The sequence below is a fragment of the Acinetobacter kookii genome, from assembly GCF_900096895.1.
GTDB lineage: Bacteria > Pseudomonadota > Gammaproteobacteria > Pseudomonadales > Moraxellaceae > Acinetobacter > Acinetobacter kookii.
In genome coordinates this window covers 459,492-480,660 of sequence record NZ_FMYO01000001.1, presented here as the reverse complement: position 1 = coordinate 480,660, position 21,169 = coordinate 459,492, and the positions used below count along the sequence as shown (strand labels likewise).

18 protein-coding genes and 1 tRNA gene are annotated in these 21,169 nt (G+C 42.3%); 12 read left to right on the top strand and 7 right to left on the bottom strand.

Annotated features, from left to right (window positions below):
• Positions 1 to 52 precede the first annotated feature (52 nt).
• From efp to BLP85_RS02360, 7 genes are all read left to right on the top strand, one after another.
• Positions 53 to 622: an elongation factor P gene (gene efp, locus BLP85_RS02390; protein ID WP_092818537.1), complete on the top strand. Its 570-nt coding sequence runs from the start codon at positions 53 to 55 to the stop codon at positions 620 to 622.
• A gap of 173 nt (positions 623 to 795) precedes the next feature.
• Entirely contained in the window at positions 796 to 2,889 is a 2,094-nt protein-coding gene (locus tag BLP85_RS02385; protein WP_092818536.1) for a carbon starvation CstA family protein, read from the top strand.
• Positions 2,886 to 3,188 carry a YbdD/YjiX family protein gene (locus BLP85_RS02380; protein WP_092818535.1) on the top strand — a complete coding sequence of 101 codons (303 nt, stop codon included), beginning with the start codon at positions 2,886 to 2,888 and terminating at the stop codon, positions 3,186 to 3,188. Before BLP85_RS02385 ends, BLP85_RS02380 begins: the two co-directional genes overlap by 4 nt.
• A 153-nt stretch (positions 3,189 to 3,341) precedes the next feature.
• Positions 3,342 to 4,247 carry an AAA family ATPase gene (locus BLP85_RS02375; RefSeq protein ID WP_228143244.1) on the top strand — a complete coding sequence of 302 codons (906 nt, stop codon included), beginning with the start codon at positions 3,342 to 3,344 and terminating at the stop codon, positions 4,245 to 4,247.
• A 24-nt stretch (positions 4,248 to 4,271) separates the two neighbouring features.
• A complete protein-coding gene (locus BLP85_RS02370) occupies positions 4,272 to 5,177 on the top strand; it encodes a DUF58 domain-containing protein (protein WP_092818956.1) in 906 nt (301 codons plus the stop codon).
• Positions 5,178 to 5,180: 3 nt separating this feature from the next.
• Complete coding sequence (locus BLP85_RS02365; RefSeq protein WP_092818534.1) at positions 5,181 to 7,190, top strand: transglutaminase family protein; 2,010 nt, start codon at positions 5,181 to 5,183, stop codon at positions 7,188 to 7,190.
• Positions 7,191 to 7,221: 31 nt separating this feature from the next.
• Positions 7,222 to 7,298, top strand: a tRNA-Val gene (locus BLP85_RS02360).
• A gap of 633 nt (positions 7,299 to 7,931) precedes the next feature.
• Here BLP85_RS02360 and BLP85_RS02350 read toward each other — a convergent pair.
• The 3 genes from BLP85_RS02350 to BLP85_RS02335 form a co-directional block, all read right to left on the bottom strand.
• A complete protein-coding gene (locus BLP85_RS02350; RefSeq protein ID WP_092818533.1) occupies positions 7,932 to 8,771 on the bottom strand; it encodes an SPFH domain-containing protein in 840 nt (279 codons plus the stop codon).
• 1,560 nt (positions 8,772 to 10,331) lie between these two features.
• Positions 10,332 to 10,814, bottom strand: a complete 483-nt coding sequence (locus tag BLP85_RS02340; protein ID WP_092818531.1) for a hypothetical protein — start codon at positions 10,812 to 10,814, stop codon at positions 10,332 to 10,334.
• A gap of 81 nt (positions 10,815 to 10,895) precedes the next feature.
• Positions 10,896 to 12,146 carry a YncE family protein gene (locus tag BLP85_RS02335; RefSeq protein WP_092818955.1) on the bottom strand — a complete coding sequence of 417 codons (1,251 nt, stop codon included), beginning with the start codon at positions 12,144 to 12,146 and terminating at the stop codon, positions 10,896 to 10,898.
• A 351-nt stretch (positions 12,147 to 12,497) separates the two neighbouring features.
• Here BLP85_RS02335 and BLP85_RS02330 point away from each other — a divergent pair, with 351 nt between their 5' ends.
• The 4 genes from BLP85_RS02330 (at position 12,498) to ahpF (ending at position 17,178) form a co-directional block, all read left to right on the top strand.
• Entirely contained in the window at positions 12,498 to 13,286 is a 789-nt protein-coding gene (locus BLP85_RS02330; RefSeq protein WP_092818530.1) for a tellurium resistance protein, read from the top strand.
• Between the two features lie 20 nt (positions 13,287 to 13,306).
• Positions 13,307 to 14,440, top strand: coding sequence for a toxic anion resistance protein (locus tag BLP85_RS02325; protein ID WP_092818529.1), 1,134 nt, complete (start codon positions 13,307 to 13,309; stop codon positions 14,438 to 14,440).
• A 42-nt stretch (positions 14,441 to 14,482) separates the two neighbouring features.
• Positions 14,483 to 15,406 carry a hypothetical protein gene (locus BLP85_RS02320; protein WP_092818528.1) on the top strand — a complete coding sequence of 308 codons (924 nt, stop codon included), beginning with the start codon at positions 14,483 to 14,485 and terminating at the stop codon, positions 15,404 to 15,406.
• 206 nt (positions 15,407 to 15,612) lie between these two features.
• Positions 15,613 to 17,178 carry an alkyl hydroperoxide reductase subunit F gene (ahpF, locus tag BLP85_RS02315; RefSeq protein ID WP_092818527.1) on the top strand — a complete coding sequence of 522 codons (1,566 nt, stop codon included), beginning with the start codon at positions 15,613 to 15,615 and terminating at the stop codon, positions 17,176 to 17,178.
• Positions 17,179 to 17,410: 232 nt separating this feature from the next.
• Here ahpF and BLP85_RS02310 read toward each other — a convergent pair whose 3' ends face one another.
• From BLP85_RS02310 to BLP85_RS02300, 3 genes are all read right to left on the bottom strand, one after another.
• Positions 17,411 to 17,665: a YfhL family 4Fe-4S dicluster ferredoxin gene (locus BLP85_RS02310; protein WP_092818526.1), complete on the bottom strand. Its 255-nt coding sequence runs from the start codon at positions 17,663 to 17,665 to the stop codon at positions 17,411 to 17,413.
• A gap of 14 nt (positions 17,666 to 17,679) precedes the next feature.
• Positions 17,680 to 19,077 carry a prephenate-dependent tRNA uridine(34) hydroxylase TrhP gene (gene trhP / locus BLP85_RS02305; RefSeq protein WP_092818525.1) on the bottom strand — a complete coding sequence of 466 codons (1,398 nt, stop codon included), beginning with the start codon at positions 19,075 to 19,077 and terminating at the stop codon, positions 17,680 to 17,682.
• Positions 19,078 to 19,145: 68 nt separating this feature from the next.
• Positions 19,146 to 19,574, bottom strand: coding sequence for a Cd(II)/Pb(II)-responsive transcriptional regulator (locus BLP85_RS02300; protein ID WP_092818524.1), 429 nt, complete (start codon positions 19,572 to 19,574; stop codon positions 19,146 to 19,148).
• An 82-nt stretch (positions 19,575 to 19,656) separates the two neighbouring features.
• Here BLP85_RS02300 and BLP85_RS02295 point away from each other — a divergent pair, with 82 nt between their 5' ends.
• Entirely contained in the window at positions 19,657 to 20,292 is a 636-nt protein-coding gene (locus BLP85_RS02295; RefSeq protein ID WP_092818523.1) for a cation transporter, read from the top strand.
• Between the two features lie 59 nt (positions 20,293 to 20,351).
• On the opposite strand, the gene BLP85_RS02290 is transcribed toward BLP85_RS02295, so the two are convergent.
• Entirely contained in the window at positions 20,352 to 21,131 is a 780-nt protein-coding gene (locus BLP85_RS02290; RefSeq protein WP_092818522.1) for a ferredoxin--NADP reductase, read from the bottom strand.
• Between the last annotated feature and the right edge of the window lie 38 nt (positions 21,132 to 21,169).

Sequence of the window (21,169 nt, the reverse complement as noted above, 5' to 3'; positions counted from 1 at the left end):
TGCTAGTCTAGCATTAATAGATTTAAGTTAGTAAGTTTGGAGCGAGCCTTTCATGGCCAATTATTCTACAAATGACTTTAAGCAAGGCCTTAAAGTAATGCTTGACGGCAACCCATGTTCAATCATGGAAAATGAATATGTAAAACCTGGTAAAGGTCAAGCATTCAACCGTGTAAAACTTCGTAACCTTAAAACAGGTAAAGTTTTAGAAAAAACTTTTAAATCAGGTGACTCTTTAGAAGCAGCGGACATCGTAGAAGTAGAAATGAACTACTTGTACAACGATGGTGAAATGTGGAACTTCATGGACCCAGAAACTTTTGAACAGATTGCCGCAGACAAAACTGCAATGGGTGATGCTGCAAAATGGTTAAAAGACGATTCTAACGAACTGTGTACAATTATGTTATTCAATGGCGTTCCATTGACAGTAAGTGCGCCAAACTTCGTAGTATTGAAAATCGTGGAAACTGATCCAGGCGTACGTGGTGATACTTCTGGCGGCGGCGGCAAACCGGCTAAACTCGAAACTGGCGCGGTTGTTCGTGTACCATTATTCGTACAGCAAGAAGAAAGCGTTCGTGTAGATACCCGTACTGGTGACTATTTAGAACGTGCATAATGGTTTTAAAATAGACTATTATCGAAAGGGATGATCAAAATCATCCCTTTTTTTATGCCAAAGTATTAGATGAAAAGCAAAATATGAGGAGTACAGTCGCAAGGGAAGAAACAGCAGTATACCGAACAATAAAAAATTAAGGCTGATTTATGCATTAGATATGAGGGCTTTACATGGAAACGATTCAACCGAAGTTATCAATGACTTCCAAAATAGTGTGGCTTCTGGTGGCAGTTCTAGGTGCGGTGTCATTTGGAATACTTGCCATCAGCAGAGGTGAGCATGTCAATGCAGTTTGGCTGGTTTTAGCTGCCATCTGTGTCTATAGCATCGCTTATCGCTTCTATAGCTTATTTATTGCCAATAAAGTTTTTGAACTCAATGCAAGACGTTTAACCCCCGCTCACCGTCTGGCAGATGGTCTGGATTATGTACCGACCAATAAATATGTTTTGTTTGGACACCACTTTGCCGCCATTGCCGGTGCCGGGCCTTTAGTCGGGCCAATTCTTGCGGCACAGATGGGCTACTTGCCTGGAACCATCTGGTTGCTGGTCGGGGTCGTGCTTGCAGGCGCTGTTCAGGACTTTTTAGTTCTGTTTATTTCGACCCGCCGTGATGGACGTTCACTGGGTGAAATGGCAAAGCAGGAGCTTGGATCTTTCGCAGGTATCGTTGTGATGCTGGGTGCATTAGGCGTCATGATCATTATTCTTGCCGTGCTTGCCTTGGTGGTGGTAAAAGCTCTGACCAACAGTCCATGGGGCGTGTTCAGTATTGCCGCAACCATTCCAATTGCAGTCTTCATGGGGATTTACATGCGCTTTATCCGTCCGGGTAAAATCGCAGAAGTCTCTATCATTGGTTTTGTGTTGATGATGCTGGCGATTGTCTATGGCGGTAATGTTGCAGCTGATCCGTACTGGGGACCCATCTTTACCCTTTCAGGTACGCAACTGACCTGGTGTTTGATTGTTTACGGTTTTATTGCTTCGGCATTGCCGGTCTGGTTACTGCTTGCTCCACGTGATTACTTGTCCACCTTCTTGAAGATTGGCGTGATTGCCGGTCTGGCCGTGGGCATTATGGTGGCATTGCCTGAAATGAAAATGCCGGCGGTAACGCATTTCGTGGATGGTACAGGTCCTGTCTTTGCCGGTTCGATGTTCCCGTTCCTGTTTATTACCATTGCCTGCGGTGCCATTTCCGGTTTCCATGCCCTGGTTTCTTCAGGAACGACTCCGAAGCTGGTCAATAACGAAGTGGACATTCGCGTGATCGGTTATGGCGGCATGCTGATGGAATCCTTCGTTGCGGTGATGGCGATGATTTGCGCGACCATTCTTGAACCTGGAGTGTATTTCGCAATTAACGCACCGGCCGCGGTACTGGGTACAACGGTTGAAAGCGCGGCAGAAGCGGTGCGGACTTTAGGCTTTGTGGTGACACCTGAAGCCTTGACCCTGCTTGCTCAGGAAGTGGGTGAGAGTTCAATTCTATCGCGTACCGGTGGTGCCCCGACATTTGCGATTGGTATGGCGCACATTATTACGGAAATTTTCAATAACCGTTCCATGATGGCGTTCTGGTATCACTTTGCCATTCTGTTTGAAGCCCTGTTTATTTTAACAGCGGTGGATGCAGGTACACGTGCTTGCCGTTTCATGGTTCAGGATACTGTCGGTATTGTGATTCCTGCGGTGAAAAAATCGCACAATTTCTTTGGTAACTTGTTGGGTACCGCAGTGGCTGTTGCAGGCTGGGGCTTCTTCGTTTACCAAGGTGTGGTTGATCCGCTCGGCGGGATTAACAGTTTATGGCCACTGTTCGGTATTGGTAACCAGATGTTGGCTGCTATGGCACTGATTTTAGGTACGGTCATTCTGTTCAAAATGAAGAAAGAAAAATATGTGTGGATCACGATTGTTCCTACCATTTTCCTGTTCATTACCTGTATGACTGCAGGCTGGCAAAAGATCTTCCATGAAAATCCGAAAATTGGTTTCCTGGCACAGGCCAATCGTTTCTCGGATGCGATTGCCCGCGGAGAAATCTTAAAGCCAGCCAAAGACCTTGCTGAAATGCAAACGATTGTATTCTCCAATCAGATTAATGCCGTACTTTGTGGATTCTTTATGATTGTGGCTATTGTCATGGTGTTTGCTGCGATTGGCGTCATTCGCCGTGCCTTGGCAAATCCAAATCCAAGCGTGCAGGAATCGGAAGCCATTTACAGTGATTCAATTGGGACAGGAGAGGTGAAATGAGTCTAAAAGATCAAATTCGCCAGAAACTGGCATTAGGCAAAATCATCAAGTTTACGGTACTGGCTCAACCGAAAAAGCTGTTGATGCTGAATGGCATTAAAACTATTCAGGTCATTTGGCAACGCCTGCAGCAAAGCTTTCGCCTGATGGTCGGTGTACCGGATTATCAGACCTATCTGGAGCATATGGAAAAGAACCATCCGGACCTGGTTCCAATGGATGCTAAAACATTTTACCGTCACTGTGTGGATGCGCGTTATCCAAGTGCAAGTGGCGGAATGAAGAAATGTCCTTGCTAAGCTGAAGATATGTTTGTCTGAAATCTTCTGATTTGTTTGGAAAAAACGGAAAACGGTGTATGTTAATCATGCACCGTTTTTTATTGAGGAAAGAGTGTGATTTGGGGTACGAATAAAGTTCAAAAACAAGAACTCACACCAGCGCAGCAAGAGCTGAATTTTCAGGTGGAATTTTTTGCGGCAAAAATTCAGGCATTCTTGACTCAAATCAACCGCATTATTCTGGATAAAGAACAACAGACCAAACTGGCTTTATGTTGTCTGCTGTCTGGTGGACATGTGCTGTTTGAAGACTTGCCGGGTCTGGGTAAAACCACCTTGTCCAGTGCCTTGTCGCATATTGCCGGATTGAAGTTTCAGCGTATCCAGTTTACCAATGACATGCTCGCCAGTGATGTGATTGGGGTGAACATATTTAATCAAAAAGAACATCAGTTTGAATTCAAGCAGGGACCCATTTTTACCCAGATTTTGCTGGCCGATGAAATTAACCGCTGCAGTCCCAAAACGCAAAGTGCCTTGCTGGAAGCCATGGAAGAGGGACGGGTGACGGTAGATGGAGTGCGTTATGACTTGCCGCAACCTTTTTGGGTAATTGCTACCCAAAATCCCCTGTTCCAGAGTGGAACGTATAGCTTGCCCGAATCCCAGCTCGACCGTTTTTTGATGCGCTTGTCACTGGGCTATCCATCGCGTTTGGCAGAAAAACTGTTATTACAGCAAGATTCCCGCTATGCCCTGATTTCAACCTTGCAACACGTTTTTAATGAACATGAAATTCTGGTGATTCAACAGCTGGTAGCGCAAGTTTATATTGCCGATGCAGTGCTGGATTATCTGCTGGATCTGGCGACTGAAACCCGCAAAAGACCGCATGGTTTATCGACCCGTGGATTGCTTGCCTTGAAAAAAGCAGCCCAGGCGCATGCTTTTATTGAACAGCGTAGTTATGTGACCCCGGATGATGTGCAGGCAGTGTTTGCTGCTGTGGTGTCGCATCGTATGGGCTTAAGCGAAGCAGAAGCCTTGCAGTTGATGCAGCAAGTCCATATTAGTTAAAAGGTGATTCACTTGACTACACCTTTGACCCAGCCCTGGCAAAAATGGTTAGCGAAACGCTTTCAGTTTAAAAAAGTCAAACAGCTCTCGCAAAAAGACATTTTGATTTTTATCTATCAGCAAGGTTATTTGTATCTGGTATTGATTTTGCTGACCTTTATTGCCGGGGTAAATTATGCTAACAACCTGATTTTGGGTTTTTGCTTTCTGGTCAGTGCTATTTTATGTATCAGCTTTTATTTAACTTTTAAGCAGTTGCATGGGCTTAAGCTTGAAGTTTCAGTCAATGAAGTTGGACAGGCGGGGCATCAACTGGATTTGCAACTCCATTTTCAGCAAGCGCAAAAGCAGCCGCGTTATTTGTGGGTCAAAACCAGTCAGCATCTGGAAAAAATCTACATCTCAGAATTGAAGCACAGCATGACCCTATCTTTTTTTACTGAAAAAAGAGGGCGGTTTGATTATCCAGCCCTGCAGGTATATTCAGTTTATCCTTTTGGCCTGGTGCGTGCCTGGACCTATTTTTATTTAAAAGAATATTCCTGGGTAGCGCCTAAAGCGGCCGTTTATCATGCGGAAAACAAGCAGCATCAGCACACTTTTGAACCGGATATGGATGAATTTCGCGAGCTGCGTAATTTCAAGTTGGGAGATCGTCTGCAAGCGGTATCCTGGAAGCAGGCCGCACGCGGACAAGGTTTATATATCAAGGTGTTTGAACAGCATAACGAGCAGATGAATATTGAAATTCATTATAGCAATATGCCAAGTGCCCAGCATGAAGAAAAACTAAGCCTCATGATGGGCTTGATTGAGCAATGTGAGCAAATGCAGTGTGCATATGCCGTCTTTTTACCGCAAGCCGAATTGGCGGCAGGTCTGGGTAACAGCCAGTTATTACAGGCCAAAAAACTTTTGGCGCAGGCTTAAATCATGATTCATGCACAGATCAGAACTTCGATACTGATGACTCTGTCATTGATACTTCTGGCACAGGTTGTGTTTAATCCGCTGCTATTGAGCCTTATTTTTGCCCTGATGATCCTTTTTTTATTTTATAGCTTAAAAGATCAGAGCAAGGCTTTATCCAGAATATGGACTTTTATCCTGACTTTCATTGCCTTGGCTGCGATTTATTTTAACTATCAAACTTTTATTGGCATAGAAGCCGGCGTTGCCATTTTATCGACATTTTTATTTGCCAAAGCCTTAGAAAGCAAAAATAAGCGCGATGTCATTATCCTGTTTAATTTTGCCATGTTTGTCAGTGCCAGTTCATTCTTGTTTAGCCAGTCCATCTGGATGGCGTTGATGGTGGTGCTCTGTTTACTCAGCTGCCTGATTGGCCTGTACCGTTTACAGACCCATGAATTCAGGCAATTGCAAAATTCATCCGGCGCATTGCAAAGTGACGCAAAACATGTGGGCAAATTCCTGATTCTGGCTTTGCCTTTTTTTATCTTGCTGTTTGTGTTTTTTCCGCGCTTGCCGCCACTTTGGGCGATTCCGATTCCGGTACAAAAAAGTGTTACCGGGATGAGTGACAGCATGTCACCGGGGGATATTGCCGAATTGTCACAGTCGACCAGTCTGGCATTTCGAATTATTGGGGATATGAACCAGTTGCCAGGCCGCAATGAATTGTATTGGCGAGCTATGGTGTTAGATCAGTATGACGGTAAAACCTGGACCAGCAGTTTTGTAAACGAAAAACCCGTCTCAATGCAAGGTTTTCAGAACAGCAAAGACAGTTTTGATTATCAGTATTTAGCGGCTGACCCTCATGTGATGTGGGTGATGGGACTCGAACAATCACGGCCATTGCAGCGGAACTATGAGTTAAAACACGATGGCCGTATTACGCCGGTACGCCAAATTTTGCAGAATCAGCCGATTGCATTGCAATGGCTGGGGAATGCTCAGGTGCAAGAGGAGGCTTTGTACACAACCAGCGTACTGGAACAAATCAATACCAAAATTCCAGGGCGCCTGGATGAGCAATCACGCCAGTTTGCAGTCGACATGTTCAGGCAGAGCGGACAGCAACCCGAGCGCTATATAAACAACATTTTGCAATGGTACAAAAAGCATGACTTTGCATATACCCTGAATCCCGGATTATTGGGAGAAAACCGGATAGATGAATTCCTGTTTCAATCACGTCGTGGTTTTTGTGAGCATTATGCCTCCAGTTTTGCTTTGCTGATGCGTTATGTTGGAATACCTGCACGTGTGGTGGTGGGTTATCAGGGCGGACAACTTGCACCAGATCGTGTCAGCTGGGAAGTACGCCAGCTCGATGCACATGCATGGACAGAGGTGCTATTGCATGGAAAATGGCAAAGAATTGATCCGACAGCAATTATTGCGCCCCATCGAATAGATGGTGGAATGCAGGATTATATTGAAAGTGATCGCAGCATTTTGGGCAACAAAGAGCAAAAGTGGAAATACCGCCAGTTTGCAGTGATGAAAAACATGCGCATCTGGAGTGACTACGCGAGTTATCAATGGCAAAGCAAGGTAGTGGGTTATGATGCCGAAAAGCAGCAAGGCTGGCTGTCCAGGTTAGGTATTCAAAACGCGTATACCAGTAGCATCATTATGTTATTCAGTATTCTGCTGGTGGTGTTAATTTATTTTATCTGGATTGTGTATCGAAACAGTCGGTCGGTTTCAGCTTATGAGCGTGCCATTCAACAATTTTCGAAAAAATTGGAACCCGGCTTACACAAGCAGCCTGCAGAAACTTTTTATAGCTGGATGCATCGTTTAGCGGAAACAGCAGGGCAGGAGCAGCAACAGATATTTACTCAAACAGCGCAGTATTATCAACAACAGCAATATTCATTCATGCAAAATCCCGAGCAAATAAAGCAATTTAGAGAAATGCTTAAAACTTGTGCAGATACGTTAAAAAAGAATAGAAAGCACTTGTCTTAAAAAATAAAAATGAATATGATGCACAACACTTAGGTGTATAGCTCAGTTGGTTAGAGCGCTACGTTGACATCGTAGAGGTCAGCAGTTCGAGTCTGCTTATACCTACCAAGATTCCAAACCTTATGTAATAAGGGTTTTAAGCGAAAACAGTAGCTTAAAGCCCTTTTTTATTGTCTTGAATAATGTTCGCCGTTATCTGCACTATCTTTATAATCGCTATTTTTGCCGATAATGCAGTTTAATTTACGTCATGAAATTACCGAAGCCTCGTAAGCGTGGAGAAGCTTTCTATATTGAGATCATAATCAATGCAAGTGTTCATCTGCAACTCGTGATACTGCAAAAGAATGCGAGCAATGGGCTGCACAAAAAGCGCTTGAGCCTAAGGCCAATAAATTTGCTGAAGATCAAGGCATAAAACAACATTACCCATTCAAAACACTTTTTCATAAATAACCCGAATCCTGCTTAAGCTAATAATTCCATTACTCGAATGGTTGGCTTGTTTTGATGGCATTACTGGTAAGCACATAAAGAGACTGTTGCTTCAAAGCCTAATGCATTAGGAATTGTAAAATGCGTTTGGCTTGTAGGAACTAAAGCAGATTTTATTGAGGTTAACACGTCAGCACTTACTAAGGACAAACCTAAATCAGTAGAAAAACCTGATGTGAATAATCAAACTTTAAAGTGATTAAAATTGATAGTGAAGAAAAAGCCCTCTTATCGAGGGCTTTTTCATTATTTTAATTGACCTACACCAGTAAACTTGTCTGGAACAATAACCATCGTATTTAAAGTGCCTTTTTCAGCTGCTTTCAATAATGCTTCGGCTTTAGTTTTTTCAGCTTCAGCACGAAGGAGATCAACGTATTTTTCAGAGGCATTCTCAGCAAGTACTTTTTTAATTTCAGTTTCAACACGTGCGGTTTCTAATTCATTTTGCTTTGTCTTTAAAGCATTTTGAGAATTAACAATTGCTAATGATGAATCCAAAATAGATTTAGGTGGCGAAACTTTTAAGATGTTAATTTCATTAACTTTGACAAATTTATCTTTGCCCTGAGCTTTTAATTTAACATTAATACTATTTTTGATTTCAGTTTCTATGGCTGCTCGATTGTCATTGACAGCTAAAGCTTTATATTTGCTCACAACATCATTGATTGCTGAGTTTGCAACGTACTGCACGTACTGACCTAGTAAATACACATCACCATCATCTGTAATAATGTGCTGTGCTTTTTCAGTCTTATATGCGATTGCGGCATTTGATGGCACAATCCCGTAATTCACTTTTAGTTGAAAATCTTGCATTGGAATCTTTTCAACTACAATAGGCTGAGATTCAACATTAAGCACAAGATTGCGCTTTGATACTTTGATTACATCACCAATCACGGTTTGATGTAATCCTTGCCCAAGTACGGTATCTTCAATTTCACCACTGAACGTTTGACGAATACCAACATCTGCATCAGTGATGCGCGTAAAGCTTGCCGGTATAATAATTAAGGCCAGAATAATTGCGACAATGATCGTGCCCACTATACCAGCAGTTTTATATGACTTTTTTTGCATGTTTACCCCTTTATAAAAAATGATTAATTCTTTCTATTGCGTCCTCGCTTAGCCACAGGCCTAGCGGTTAAAATCAAATTCGCTTGTTCTGGATCATAAAGGCATTTGCCACGAGTACCTTTGTTGATCTCTACACAGCGATCACGAACCGCATCAACACTAATTCCATATTGCTGAGCCAATTCAGAAGCGGATACCAATTTTGGGCTTACATCCTTGATCGATACGATCTTTGCACCGCCAACCTCAGAGCCACACTCGGAAAGACGAGAAGTACCACAAATGCTTACAGGAATGTAAGCATTTTTAATGCCCTGAGAAATGTTTTCTGTGTAAGCAATATCAGGGCCACCCAGATTAAATTTTTAATGAGTATTGTCTAACAAAAATCAAAAAATAACTAAAAAGTAACTGGGGAAAACTATTTCTGCATATTTTTTATACTTTGTAATTTACTTTGGAGTGATAACTTTTAACTACATTAAAGAGAGCACAGCATGAATAAAAATAATAAAATGGCTATCAAAGACTTCACCCGCTTAATCACATCCCCAGATTAAGCGGGTTTTTTAATATTTAATATATTATTAATCAAGTCGTTCTAAAATTTTGATTAAATTAATAATATTTTAATTTTTGATATATTCCGCCACTGAATGTTGCTTGAATAGTGTATAAAATGACCAACATTAACTGCTGTAGTTTCTGAATGCTCTTCCGGAGTTTTTAGTTTACAAGCCCACATCGTCTTTCCATGTGTGGGCTTTTTTTTGCATGGAGAAAAGCAAGGCTCCGTTTCTTAATGGGCTTATTGGGTCTTCATGAGGCGACTGAAATTGAATACACGCTTGATGCTGAAAAAAATCAAGGCATGTCGTTATTGCTTGGCAGAAGTGAAGCAATGACTGATCAAAAAAAATGCGATTAATTAAATTAATAATCATATTTTTTTTATTTTCACAATGTTGAAATAATTTAATCTTATATTCACTGAAAACAAATAATAACTCCAAAAATTCTAAGATATTAGCGCAATTAAGCCTGTTTAATCTTGGAGAGTTAAGCAGGTTTTTTTATTGAAGATTTTTTATCTTTTGTCGAAAGTATTACGACATATAAGCCTCGTCATTAATATATCGGGGCTTTTCTTTTTCTAGAATATGAATAAAACCAAGGCATGAAAATATTCTGGTTTTATCTATAAAATTTCTTCTATTATAAATTTTGGTAGTTTTTGCTATTCATATATTTTTAATACATATTTAGAATGCGCCAACAAATTGAAACGCTGTAGTTTCTTTAGTTTTAGTCCTATGCATCCCTCGCATGGGACTTTTTTTTTGGGAAAAAATGATGCTCCAATTCTTAAAGTGCTTATTCGGCCTGCATGGTACTACTGAAGTTGACTACACGGTTGATGATAAAGAAATCAAGGTGTGTCGGGATTGTTTGAAAGAGATTGATTAAAGCTGTTTGCATTTTATTTCTTGTTTAGAGAGAAAAATAAAAGGCGCTAATAAAAGAAGTTCATTAACATTATTTATCATCACGACTGTACTTCTATTTAGCGCTACGCTTAAGCTTCTCTAACTCTATAATATTTTGATCAATCTGATGCTCCATGGCAGGTAAAATCTGCCTTAAAAACTGGCAATATGAAATGGCTTCATCCGCAGCAACCGTACCTGTTTTAACCAGCTGTTTTTGCTGTTCCAGCATTTGGCTTACCTGACGTAAATCGGGTTGTTGTCCATGACTCAACGCGTCGCTAATTCCTGCAAAATCTTTATACAATTGGTCGCGCTGTTGAATGAGTGTTGCCTGACTGGATGCCGACACTGTATCTGTTTGAACTGGTGTGCCAGATACAGCTTCCCTTTCAACAGGAGCGACTACAACTGGAGAGGGTTTTTCTTTTGCCTGGGCTGTATATGATGCAGATGGGAGGGAAGGGGGAAGCGGTTTAAACATATAAACCACCAGGAAAAGTGACAAGGTCACAATAAAACCAATGATAAGACCAAGTCGTATACTGCGATCCATGCCAGAAATCCTGCTCTTGCATTTAATGAAAGCAAACCCAATCTAAAGATCAGGTCCGTACAGTTGATAAAAAATTAACAGTTAAGGTGTTGACCAGCCCGCAGGTGCATAACCGATCCGAACACGTTGCGGGTGATTTCCTACAGGAACACTCCTTACTTTTTCGCCCGTCGCAAAATCAATCACGGTAACCACATCAGTCTCACTCTCAGAAATTACACAGCTTTTGCCATCAGGACTTTGTGTTGCCCAGTAGGGTTTGCCTGCAGGAATTAGCTTGCCCGCTTTTAAGGTTGAACGGTCGACAATCGTTGCATAGTCATCCATGGTACCGGCGACACACAGTTTTTCACCATCGCCACTAATCGACAATCCATGATGACGCGAGTCGTTTACATATTTGGTTCGGTCAGAAGGAATTGTCGAGCTGCCCGGTAATTGACCAATGCGAGTAACTTTATTCTGATTCAGGTCATATTCGATTAAACCGTTAAAAAATGAAACCTGGGCATAAATTTTACTTTCATCATTGCTCAGGACAATCGGACGTACAGAGTTGGACAGATCTTTACGGCCCACTGCATCCAGCGCCGGACGGAAATCGATGGTCTTGAGAACTTTAAAGGTATTGGCATCGGCAATGGTGAGGAATCGTTTCCCCTTGGTGAAATCTTGCCATGCAGCATCCATAGAGGTTTCCACATTACCAATGGCGGAGTTTAGAATTTTTGTGCCGCCGTTAAAGAAAATATTTTCATGCGGTTTGTCGCCTGTTGCAAAGCGTCCCAATTCTTTACCCGTATTGATATCCAGCACATGAACCACATTGCCGGAAGATGCCGATACGGCTAAGCGTTTGCCATCAGGAGAAACCGCCATATGGTCGGCACGGAACCCTTCTACAGGAGTACGCCAGTTGATTTTTCCCGTCGCAATATTAATCGAAACGACATCGGCAAAACTTGGGCGAGAGGCAACCACTGACTGACCATCTGGCGTAGAGTACATATCATCTACCAGCTGATCATTACCTTCCCCGGCGGTGGCCTGGATATAAGTATAGGCAATCAGTTTAATTGGATTGAGGTGGATTTCCAACAAACGCTCTTTGCGATCAGGAACCATGTTGATCACACCGATCTTGCCAAAATCACCCGATGGACGAATGACGGTCACTGTTCCATCCCAGTTATTGCCTACAAAAAAGACCTGTTGGCTATTCGCTGGTGCAGGCATTATCGAGGTTGCTGTATTGCCATTGAGGGATGTAAATGCGAGTGATGCAAATAATGCCTTTACACTCCATTTGAGGAAAAAATTTTGATTTTTCATAATATTATTCTCCGATTCAGCTCCATGAAATCGATTTTTTATTTGAATTTTCATTGCTGTCGAATACTCCTGTATTCGCTGAAGCATAGGATAAAGAATTCAGTAATCAAATCCCCGACAATCCGATAAAAATACTTGCTGAAAATGATCTGTATGATTCTTTTATTTTATAAATATTTGAATAATAAATTAATTATTTTGCTGGAGCATATTGTTTTTCCGACGAATTGCCGAACCGTATCTTAGCTTTTGCAACAGCTCTGATGCAGGTCTAGAAAATTTGCAAAACACTACATGATCTTTGCTACAAAAGCCGTACTATAAAAATGATTTTGTTGAGTTTCCAATATTATGTCTCAGATAGATATGCTTGTTGCCTTGGCCGACATTGAAGTGAATCGGGCTGAACTGCTCTCTATTCAGCAAAATGATTTGGTTCCTTTGCTGCAGGATCAGTATCGTCTGAATCATTATGCCGATTCAGTCATTCAGGCTCAGTCCGTTCTATTAAACGGAGTCGATCCACATCTGACCCAGCAATTGAGCAGCACCATAGAACAGCTGATTCAGGCATTGGCCGATTCAAAAAAATATTTAAGCAGCCGCAAGTTTAATGCCTTGCAAAAGTGGCTGGGGATTGATGTGGAATATGGCTCCGGGCAGGTCGAGTATTACAAAAACCTGGATCAATTGCTCAATCGGGCCAATCATTTAAGTCAAAAATTGCAGATTGAAATACAGAAGTCTCAGGCTCGTTTTCAGCAGTTGCTCGGGTATCGGGAGCAAATGGCGAAATACATTCGAGCTGCGCAAGAGTTTTTGCTGGAATATCCAAATTTCGTCAGGAATGTCCATCCTCTGGATAACTTTGCTGAAAGGTTATCTAAAAAAATCAATTCATTACAAACTTTGCAAGCCAGTAATGATATTGCAATTACACAAATGCAATTATCGCAGCAGCTTTCTTTTAATTTGCTGGACCGTTTTAAAGAGGCGCAGCAGGTACTGATTCCTGCCTGGCAATATCATGTTAAACAAAGTCAGCAGAACAGTTCGGGCATTGAACTGGACAAGCTGGATCATAGCAGAGAGAAGTTAATTCGTACTTTAAGAAAATCACTAGAGAAACCCATACATTAATCATTCTATTCAGGTGAAGCATGACCGATTTTGAACCTAAAGATTTACCCGCTGAAGTCACTCAGGATCTTGTTCAGCAAAAGTTTCAGCAACTGAATTTACAAGAAATTGGTTTGCAGCATTCAGACTTTAATGAAGTGATGAATGCACATAAAGAACTGGCTGAAATGAGCCATAATGCAGTGGCGGAATATGGGAAGAATATTGCAACAAAAACGTCGGGTTATACCGATGAATTGCTGAATCTTGTACAAAACAAAGAACTGGACACCACAGGCCAAAAGTTAAATCAGGTGGTGCAGGTTGCCCGGCAGCTGAATAGCAGCAGTATTTTAAACAAGAAAAAGAGTTCCGGTTTCCTGGGCGGCCTGATCAGCAAGATGAAAGGCGCCAAGCAAAACTTTGATCAGCATTTTAACAGCACCAAAGAACAGATTGATGTGCTGGTCAAGGAAATTGAAACGTCCCAATCGGGCTTGAAAACCCGGGTGGACACTTTGGATAAAATGTTTCAGGGTGTGCAGGAGGAATACAGACAGCTGGGCATCTATATTGCGGCGGGAAAATTGAAAGAGCAGGAAATTCAGCAGCACATTGCACATTTAACGGCCCAGACCCAAGATCAACCTACGGTGCAAAAAGTCTATGACCTGAATCATCTGGCCAATAATCTGGAAAAACGGGTCAGTGATTTACAGGTTTTACAGCAGTCTGCCATGCAAACCTTGCCGATGATCCGGATTATCCAGTCCAATAACCTGATGTTGGTCGACAAATTTTATGCCATTAAAAACATTACCTTACCGGCATGGAAAAATCAGATCAGCTTGGCTATTTCCCTGCATGAACAGAAAAACAGTGTCCAGCTGGCCAATAGCATTGATGATGCCACCAATGACCTGTTACGCCGTAACGCCGACTTGCTGCACCAAAACTCGGTGGCTACGGCCAAAGCCAACCAGCGTTCAGTGATTGATATTGAAACGCTTGAACATGTGCAGAATACCCTCATTAAAACAGTGAACGACGTGATTCAGGTACAAAAAGAGGGGATGCAAAAACGCGCCGAAGCGACCACGCGTTTACGTGCCTTGCAGGAAAATCTGAACCATTTGGTGATAGAATCCAGTAACAGTGGAGTGAATAAATCTTAACTATTCGTTTAAGTTCATTGTCTGCACTTTAGGAGAAAGCGTTTGCCTCCCTTAGATGAATATGCCGTGAATCCGCAACAGATTGAAAATGGTGTGGTGATGCTGAAGAAGCGTCAACGCAATGTGATGTTATGGGCGATCACCAGCAGCACCATTTTCCTGGCTTCCGTGGTGGCTTTTTTTCTGCAACATGATTTTGTCTATAGTTTTTTCGGTATTACGACGGAACTGAAACAATTGCATATCCCGCTCAGTGTCGATGCAAACCTTGCTGAACTGGGTCAGCATCGGGATTATTTTAGTAACCTGCTGTCATGGTTTGGCTGGCTGATTCTGAAGCTGTTTGTTTCTTTTATGGGTGCGTTTTTTGTCATTCATTTTTTAAAGAAAATACGGTTTTTCTATGTCCGTTTTCAGTCTTTTATTTTGAAGTTTGTGGGCTGGCTGATTGCCTTTATTGTGCTGTGGGCTGGCTTGACCTATCTGCAATATGAGTTAAATAATGAAGAAAATGAGGCCTATAGTGACGTCATTCACTATGATAAAAATATTCAGCAAAGCGAATTGGCCCAGTACTTACAGCGTAGTAATGTAGATGAACCCGTCAAAGCTTATCTGCTGGCACAAGCTGCGCTGCTGCATACACCGGTGGATAAGGATGCGGCTATTCCACAAGTGCTGGCTTTAGTGAAAGCGGAAAAAACAGATCCTGATTTTTTTGAATATGGTTTTAAACCCGAACAGCTTTGGACCATGCAGCACCAGCTTTATGGTCAGAGTTTAACGCCAATGGCAAAAATTGTTTCCAGACAGGTAGCTCAGGCAGAGCAGATGAGTTCAGTGGTACAAATTTTGATTATTGCTGCTGCCATACTGTTCGGAATTTTAAGTGCAATTCTGCTGCTGCTGTCGCAGCATTTAAAAAGGCGGATATTCAGGGTTGAGCAGCGTATGCAGCTTAAATGATGCCATACAAAAGCCCACAGAAGGGCTTTTTTATTTTTGATGCTTTCTTTCAGTCAGGTGATTTTAGTCATGCTTAAGGGCAGGATAAAATTCATTTGATTTGGTATTTCGATTATAATAATAAAAACAAACTGTTTTAACTATTTAAATATTTATCCTACTATAGCTTTATTAAATAAGCATTTACTCCCTTGGAGACGTTAGCCATGTTAGACCAAAACACTTCAGCACAACTTAAAACACTCTTGCAACGTCTGGAAAGCCCGATTGAACTGGTCGCAACTCTAGATGGTTCGGACAAGTCGGACAAGATCAAAGAACTGGTGAATGAAGTTGCAGCTTTGTCTGATTTAGTGACTGCACGCTTCGACGGTACAAATAAACGTGCCCCAAGCTTTGGGGTGGCAAAACAAGGTGAAGAACCGCGTGTTTTCTTTGCTGGCTTACCGATGGGCCATGAGTTCACCTCTTTGATTTTGGCATTGCTACAAACTTCAGGCTATGCTCCGAAAATATCGGATGAAGTCCTGGCACAGATCAAGGGTTTAAATTTAACGGCTGATTTTGAGGTGTTTGTTTCCCTCAGCTGCCATAACTGTCCGGATGTGGTACAGGCTCTAAACCTGATCGCCATCTATAACCCGGGCACCACGGCGACCATGATTGACGGGGCATTCTTCCAGGATGAAGTGGAACAGCGCAAGATCATGGCAGTACCTATGGTGTTCCAGGACAACGCCCACATCGGTCAGGGCCGTATGACTTTGGAAGAGATCATTGCCAAACTGGATAGCAATTCTGCAGCCAAAGACGCCGCAAAGTTAAATGCCAAAGACGCCTTTGATGTGCTGGTGATTGGTGGCGGTCCTGCCGGCAACACCGCAGCGATTTATGCCGCGCGTAAAGGCATTAAAACCGGAATCGTGGCAGAGCGCATGGGCGGTCAAGTCATGGATACCATGGACATTGAAAACTTCACTTCCGTACAGAAAACCCAGGGTCCGAAATTTGCCGCCGAAATGGAAGCGCATGTACGTGAGTATGGTGTGGACATCATGAACCTGCAACGTGTTGCTAACATTAAAGGTGCAGATGAAACGGCGAATGGCCTAGTTGAAGTCACTTTGGAAAATGGCGCGAAGTTAGAATCGAAAACCATCATTCTATCGACTGGTGCACGCTGGAGAGAGATGAACGTTCCGGGTGAGCAGGAATACAAAACTCGTGGTGTAGCATACTGTCCACACTGTGATGGCCCACTGTTTAAAGGCAAACGCGTTGCGGTGATTGGTGGCGGTAACTCGGGTGTGGAAGCTGCGATTGACCTGGCCGGGATTGTCGAGCATGTAACTTTGGTGGAGTTCGATACCAAACTGCGTGCCGATCAGGTGCTTCAAGACAAGCTTAACAGCTTGCCAAATACCACCGTGATCAAGAATGCGCTGTCGACTGAAGTAGTCGGTGATGGTTCACAGGTCACTGCACTGAAATACAAGGACCGTGCAACGGATGAAGAACATACGATTGAACTGGTGGGAATTTTTGTACAGATCGGTTTGTTGCCAAACACGGACTTCCTGAAAGAAACAGCTGTTGAACTGACCAATCGTGGCGAGATCGTGATTAACGAGCGCAACGAAACCAACGTGAAGGGTGTGTTTGCTGCCGGTGACTGTACTACCGTGCCGTACAAGCAAATCATCATTGCTACAGGTGAAGGTGCCAAGGCATCGCTATCTGCCTTTGATTATATTATCCGTTCGGGACAGTAATTAAAAAAGCCAAAGTGGCTATGTAAACATAGACACTTTGGCTTTAGTTCCCCAAGTTTTTGTTTTACCCTGTTTATAGGAACTCAGCATGCTAACTCTGGGTTCCTTTTTTTATTATGACCATTTCCATGGTTATTCTGTTCTTCTGCATTTTTTGTTTTGCTTTTTTATTGTTCTTTCCCCAAGCTTTTTAAATTTAATTAAGCAAGTTATATGCCATTTTCAAATATTTTTAAGATTTGAATAAATTCAAGCTCTTAAACTTCTGAATCAACTGTTCTTGCGTTTCCACATGTTCAGGATGCGGAATAATGCACTCAATTGGACACACGGCTATACAGGTTTGGTGCTCATAAAAGCCGACACATTCTGTACAGCGCTTCACATCAATTTCATACACCTTGTCACCCTCATAAATGGCCTCATTCGGACATTCAGGCAAACACATATCGCAGTTGATACATTTATCGGTAATCAGTAAAGCCATCCTGATCTCTCAAACTAGATGGCTTGATAAGCCAAAGAAGATGCTGAAATATCTGCTGTTGAATTCGGTAAGTTGCGAATCAACAGGGCATAGTTCATATCTACATCCGCAGGAACAGGAATATCCACGACATGGCCTGAACCTTTGGCATCTTCAATCAGGTTACCTTTTTTATCTTTCATTTCTGTTAAAGTAAAAGTGATATTGCCTGAAGTGGTCATCAGCTCAAGCGAGTCACCCACCACAAAACGGTTTTTTACTTCAATCTTGATATAGTCACCGTTACGCTCTAATACTTCACCAACAAATTGCTGATGGTCAAAACGCGATGAACCGGTTTCATAATTTTGATATTCAGTATGTACATGACGACGCAGGAAACCTTCGGTATAACCACGATTCGCCAGGCCTTCCAGCTGAGTCATCAGGGATGGATCAAACGGTTTACCCTCTAGCGCATCATCAATCGCTTTACGGTAGATCTGTGCAGTACGCGCGCAGTAGAAATATGATTTGGTACGACCTTCAATTTTTAAGGAATGAATGCCCATTTTGGTTAAACGGTCGACATGCTGTACCGCACGCAAATCTTTAGAGTTCATGAAGTAGGTGCCATGTTCGTCTTCTTCAGCTGCAAACATGTCTTCTTCATTGCGTTGTAATAAAACCGGCTCGCCAAATTGGTGTTGTTCTAGGGCGTGTTGCTCATCGGCATCTTGGTTTTTGCAGCATGCTGATTCTTCGATTTGTTGAACTGGAATCACATCTCCAGTTTCATCTTCAGCTGCTTCGTGAATTTTATAATCCCAGCGACACGCATTGGTGCATGCGCCCTGATTGGCATCACGTTTATTCATATAGCCAGAAAGCAGGCAACGACCGGAATAAGCCATACATAATGCACCATGCACGAAAACTTCAATTTCCATGTCAGGAACATTATTTTTAATTTCTTCAATTTCTTCGATAGAAAGTTCACGTGACAGAATGACACGAGTGAGTCCCATGTTTTTCCAGAATTTTACCGTTGCCCAGTTCACGGCATTGGCCTGTACAGACAAGTGAACCGGCATGTCGGGAAAATGTTCACGCACCATCATGATTAAACCCGGATCGGACATGATCAGTGCATCTGGGTTCATCCCAATGACAGGTTCCAAGTCACGAATGAAGTTTTTTAACTTTGAGTTATGCGGCTGGATATTCACCACCACATAGAATTTTTTGCCCAAGGCGTGTGCTTCGGCAATGCCAATTGCCAGATTGTCATGATCAAAAGCATTGTTACGTACACGTAAACTATAACGTGGCTGACCTGCATATACCGCATCGGCACCATAGGCAAAGGCATAGCGCATGTTTTTCAGCGAGCCGGCAGGAGAAAGAAGTTCGGTTACGTGTGAAATGGTCATGTCTTTAAAGGCATAAAAAAACTATGGCTTTATTGTAGGGATCTAAAAAAATGATTCAACCTAGTAAATTAGTTGGATATTTCCTTATTTTCGGATTCGAGCTGCTTCAAAATCTGGCAGCTGTCAATGGTTTTGGTGCTACTGCAAGAGGCACGTAGCTGGATGAGCTGTTGTTGAAATTTTTGTAATTCTATAATTTTATCAGTGACTTGTTCAATGTGTTGTTCAATCAGCTGATTCACTGCACGGCAGCTTTGCGAGGGCTGCTGTTCGAGTTCAAGCAGTGCTTCAATCTCGCCGAGTGAAATATCGAGCGTGCGACAGCGTTTAATAAACATCAGTCGTTTGAATGTATTTTCATCATAATAGCGATAATTATTGTCGCCACGAAAGCTGGGTTGGAGCAGGTTCTTCTTCTCATAAAAACGGATTGTGTCCGTGCTGAGCTGAGTTTTATTGGCCAATTCTTTAATTAAATAATATTTAGGTGTATTCATACTTGACCTTGGAGTTACTCCATAGTTTTGAATAACAATAATATAAACAAGGTTATGAATAAAGTCATAGAGGTGATGAAAAATGGCATGTACTTGCAGTCATGAACCTGCACCGCAAAAGCCAAATAGCAAATTTCGGACGGCTTTGTGGATTGCGCTCATTATTAATATTGTGATGTTTATGGTGGAATTGATTGGTGGAGCTTATGCCCATTCCTCAGCACTGTGGGCAGATGCACTCGATTTCTTTGGTGATGCGGTGAATTATGGCATTTCACTGGCTGTATTGGGTGCAAGCCTATACTGGCGTGCTACAGTGGCGTTGATAAAAGGAATCACCATGGCGCTATTTGGTTTTGTGGTCATTGCAAAAGCGCTCTATGCCTATGTACAAGGTATTCCACCCGAAGCCATGACCATCGGGGCAATTGGTCTGCTTGCTTTAATTGCCAATGTCACTGCGGCCGTGATTTTATATGCCTTTCGTGACGGTGACTCAAATATGCAGTCGGTCTGGTTGTGCAGCCGTAATGATGCAATTGGCAATGTCGCGGTGATTTTGGCTGCGGTCGGTGTATTTGGTACAGGGAGCATGTGGCCGGATATTGTGGTTGCCGTGATTATGGCAACTTTAGGTTTGATAGGTGGCTATCAGGTAATTCAAAAAGCTTTACAAGAACGCAAAGAGAATAAGCCTTTTGTACCGGCATCTGAGTAATTAAATGAGAAAATAAAAAACCGAGGCATTAGCCTCGGTTTTTTAAATAGCTCAGTATCTTATTTTTCAACGAATGCACGTTCAATGACGTAGTCGCCTAACACGCCCATACGTGGAGATTCTTTTAGACCATGCTGGTCAAGAAGAGCCGCAACGTCGTCCAGGAATGCCGGGCTACCGCAAAGCATTGCACGGTCAGTTTCCGGGTTGAAACGTGGCAGACCAATTTTTTCGAACAATTGACCAGATTCAATGGCAGTGGTGACACGACCTTGAGTATGGAAATCCTCACGCGTTACAGTTGGGTAATACACCAATTTTTCTTTAGCACCTAACTCACCGAAGAATTCATGGTTCGGAATTTCGTTGAGAATCAAATCTTGATAAGCCAGTTCAGAAATGAAACGTGTACCGTGAACCACGATGATTTTTTCAAAACGTTCATAGGTTTCAGGGTCACGAATCACAGACAGGAATGGAGCAAGACCGGTACCAGAAGAAAGAAGGTACAAGTTTTTACCCGGGTTCAAATCGTCCAGAACCAAAGTACCTGTAGGTTTTTTAGAAACCAGGATTTCATCACCCACTTTTACTTTTTGCAGAATAGAAGTTAAAGGACCATCTGGAACTTTAATAGAGAAAAACTCTAATTCTTCTTCATAGTTAGCACTTGCAATTGAATAAGCGCGCATTAAAGGCTTACCATTCACTTCAAGACCGATCATCACAAATTGTCCGTTTTTAAAACGCAATGCAGTGTCACGAGTGGTTTTAAAAGAGAATAAAGTGTCATTCCAGTGGTGGACGTGAGTAATCTTTTCGACGTTGAAAGCAGCCATTAAAGGTCTCAATAAGTTATCAAATTAGAACAGCTTAC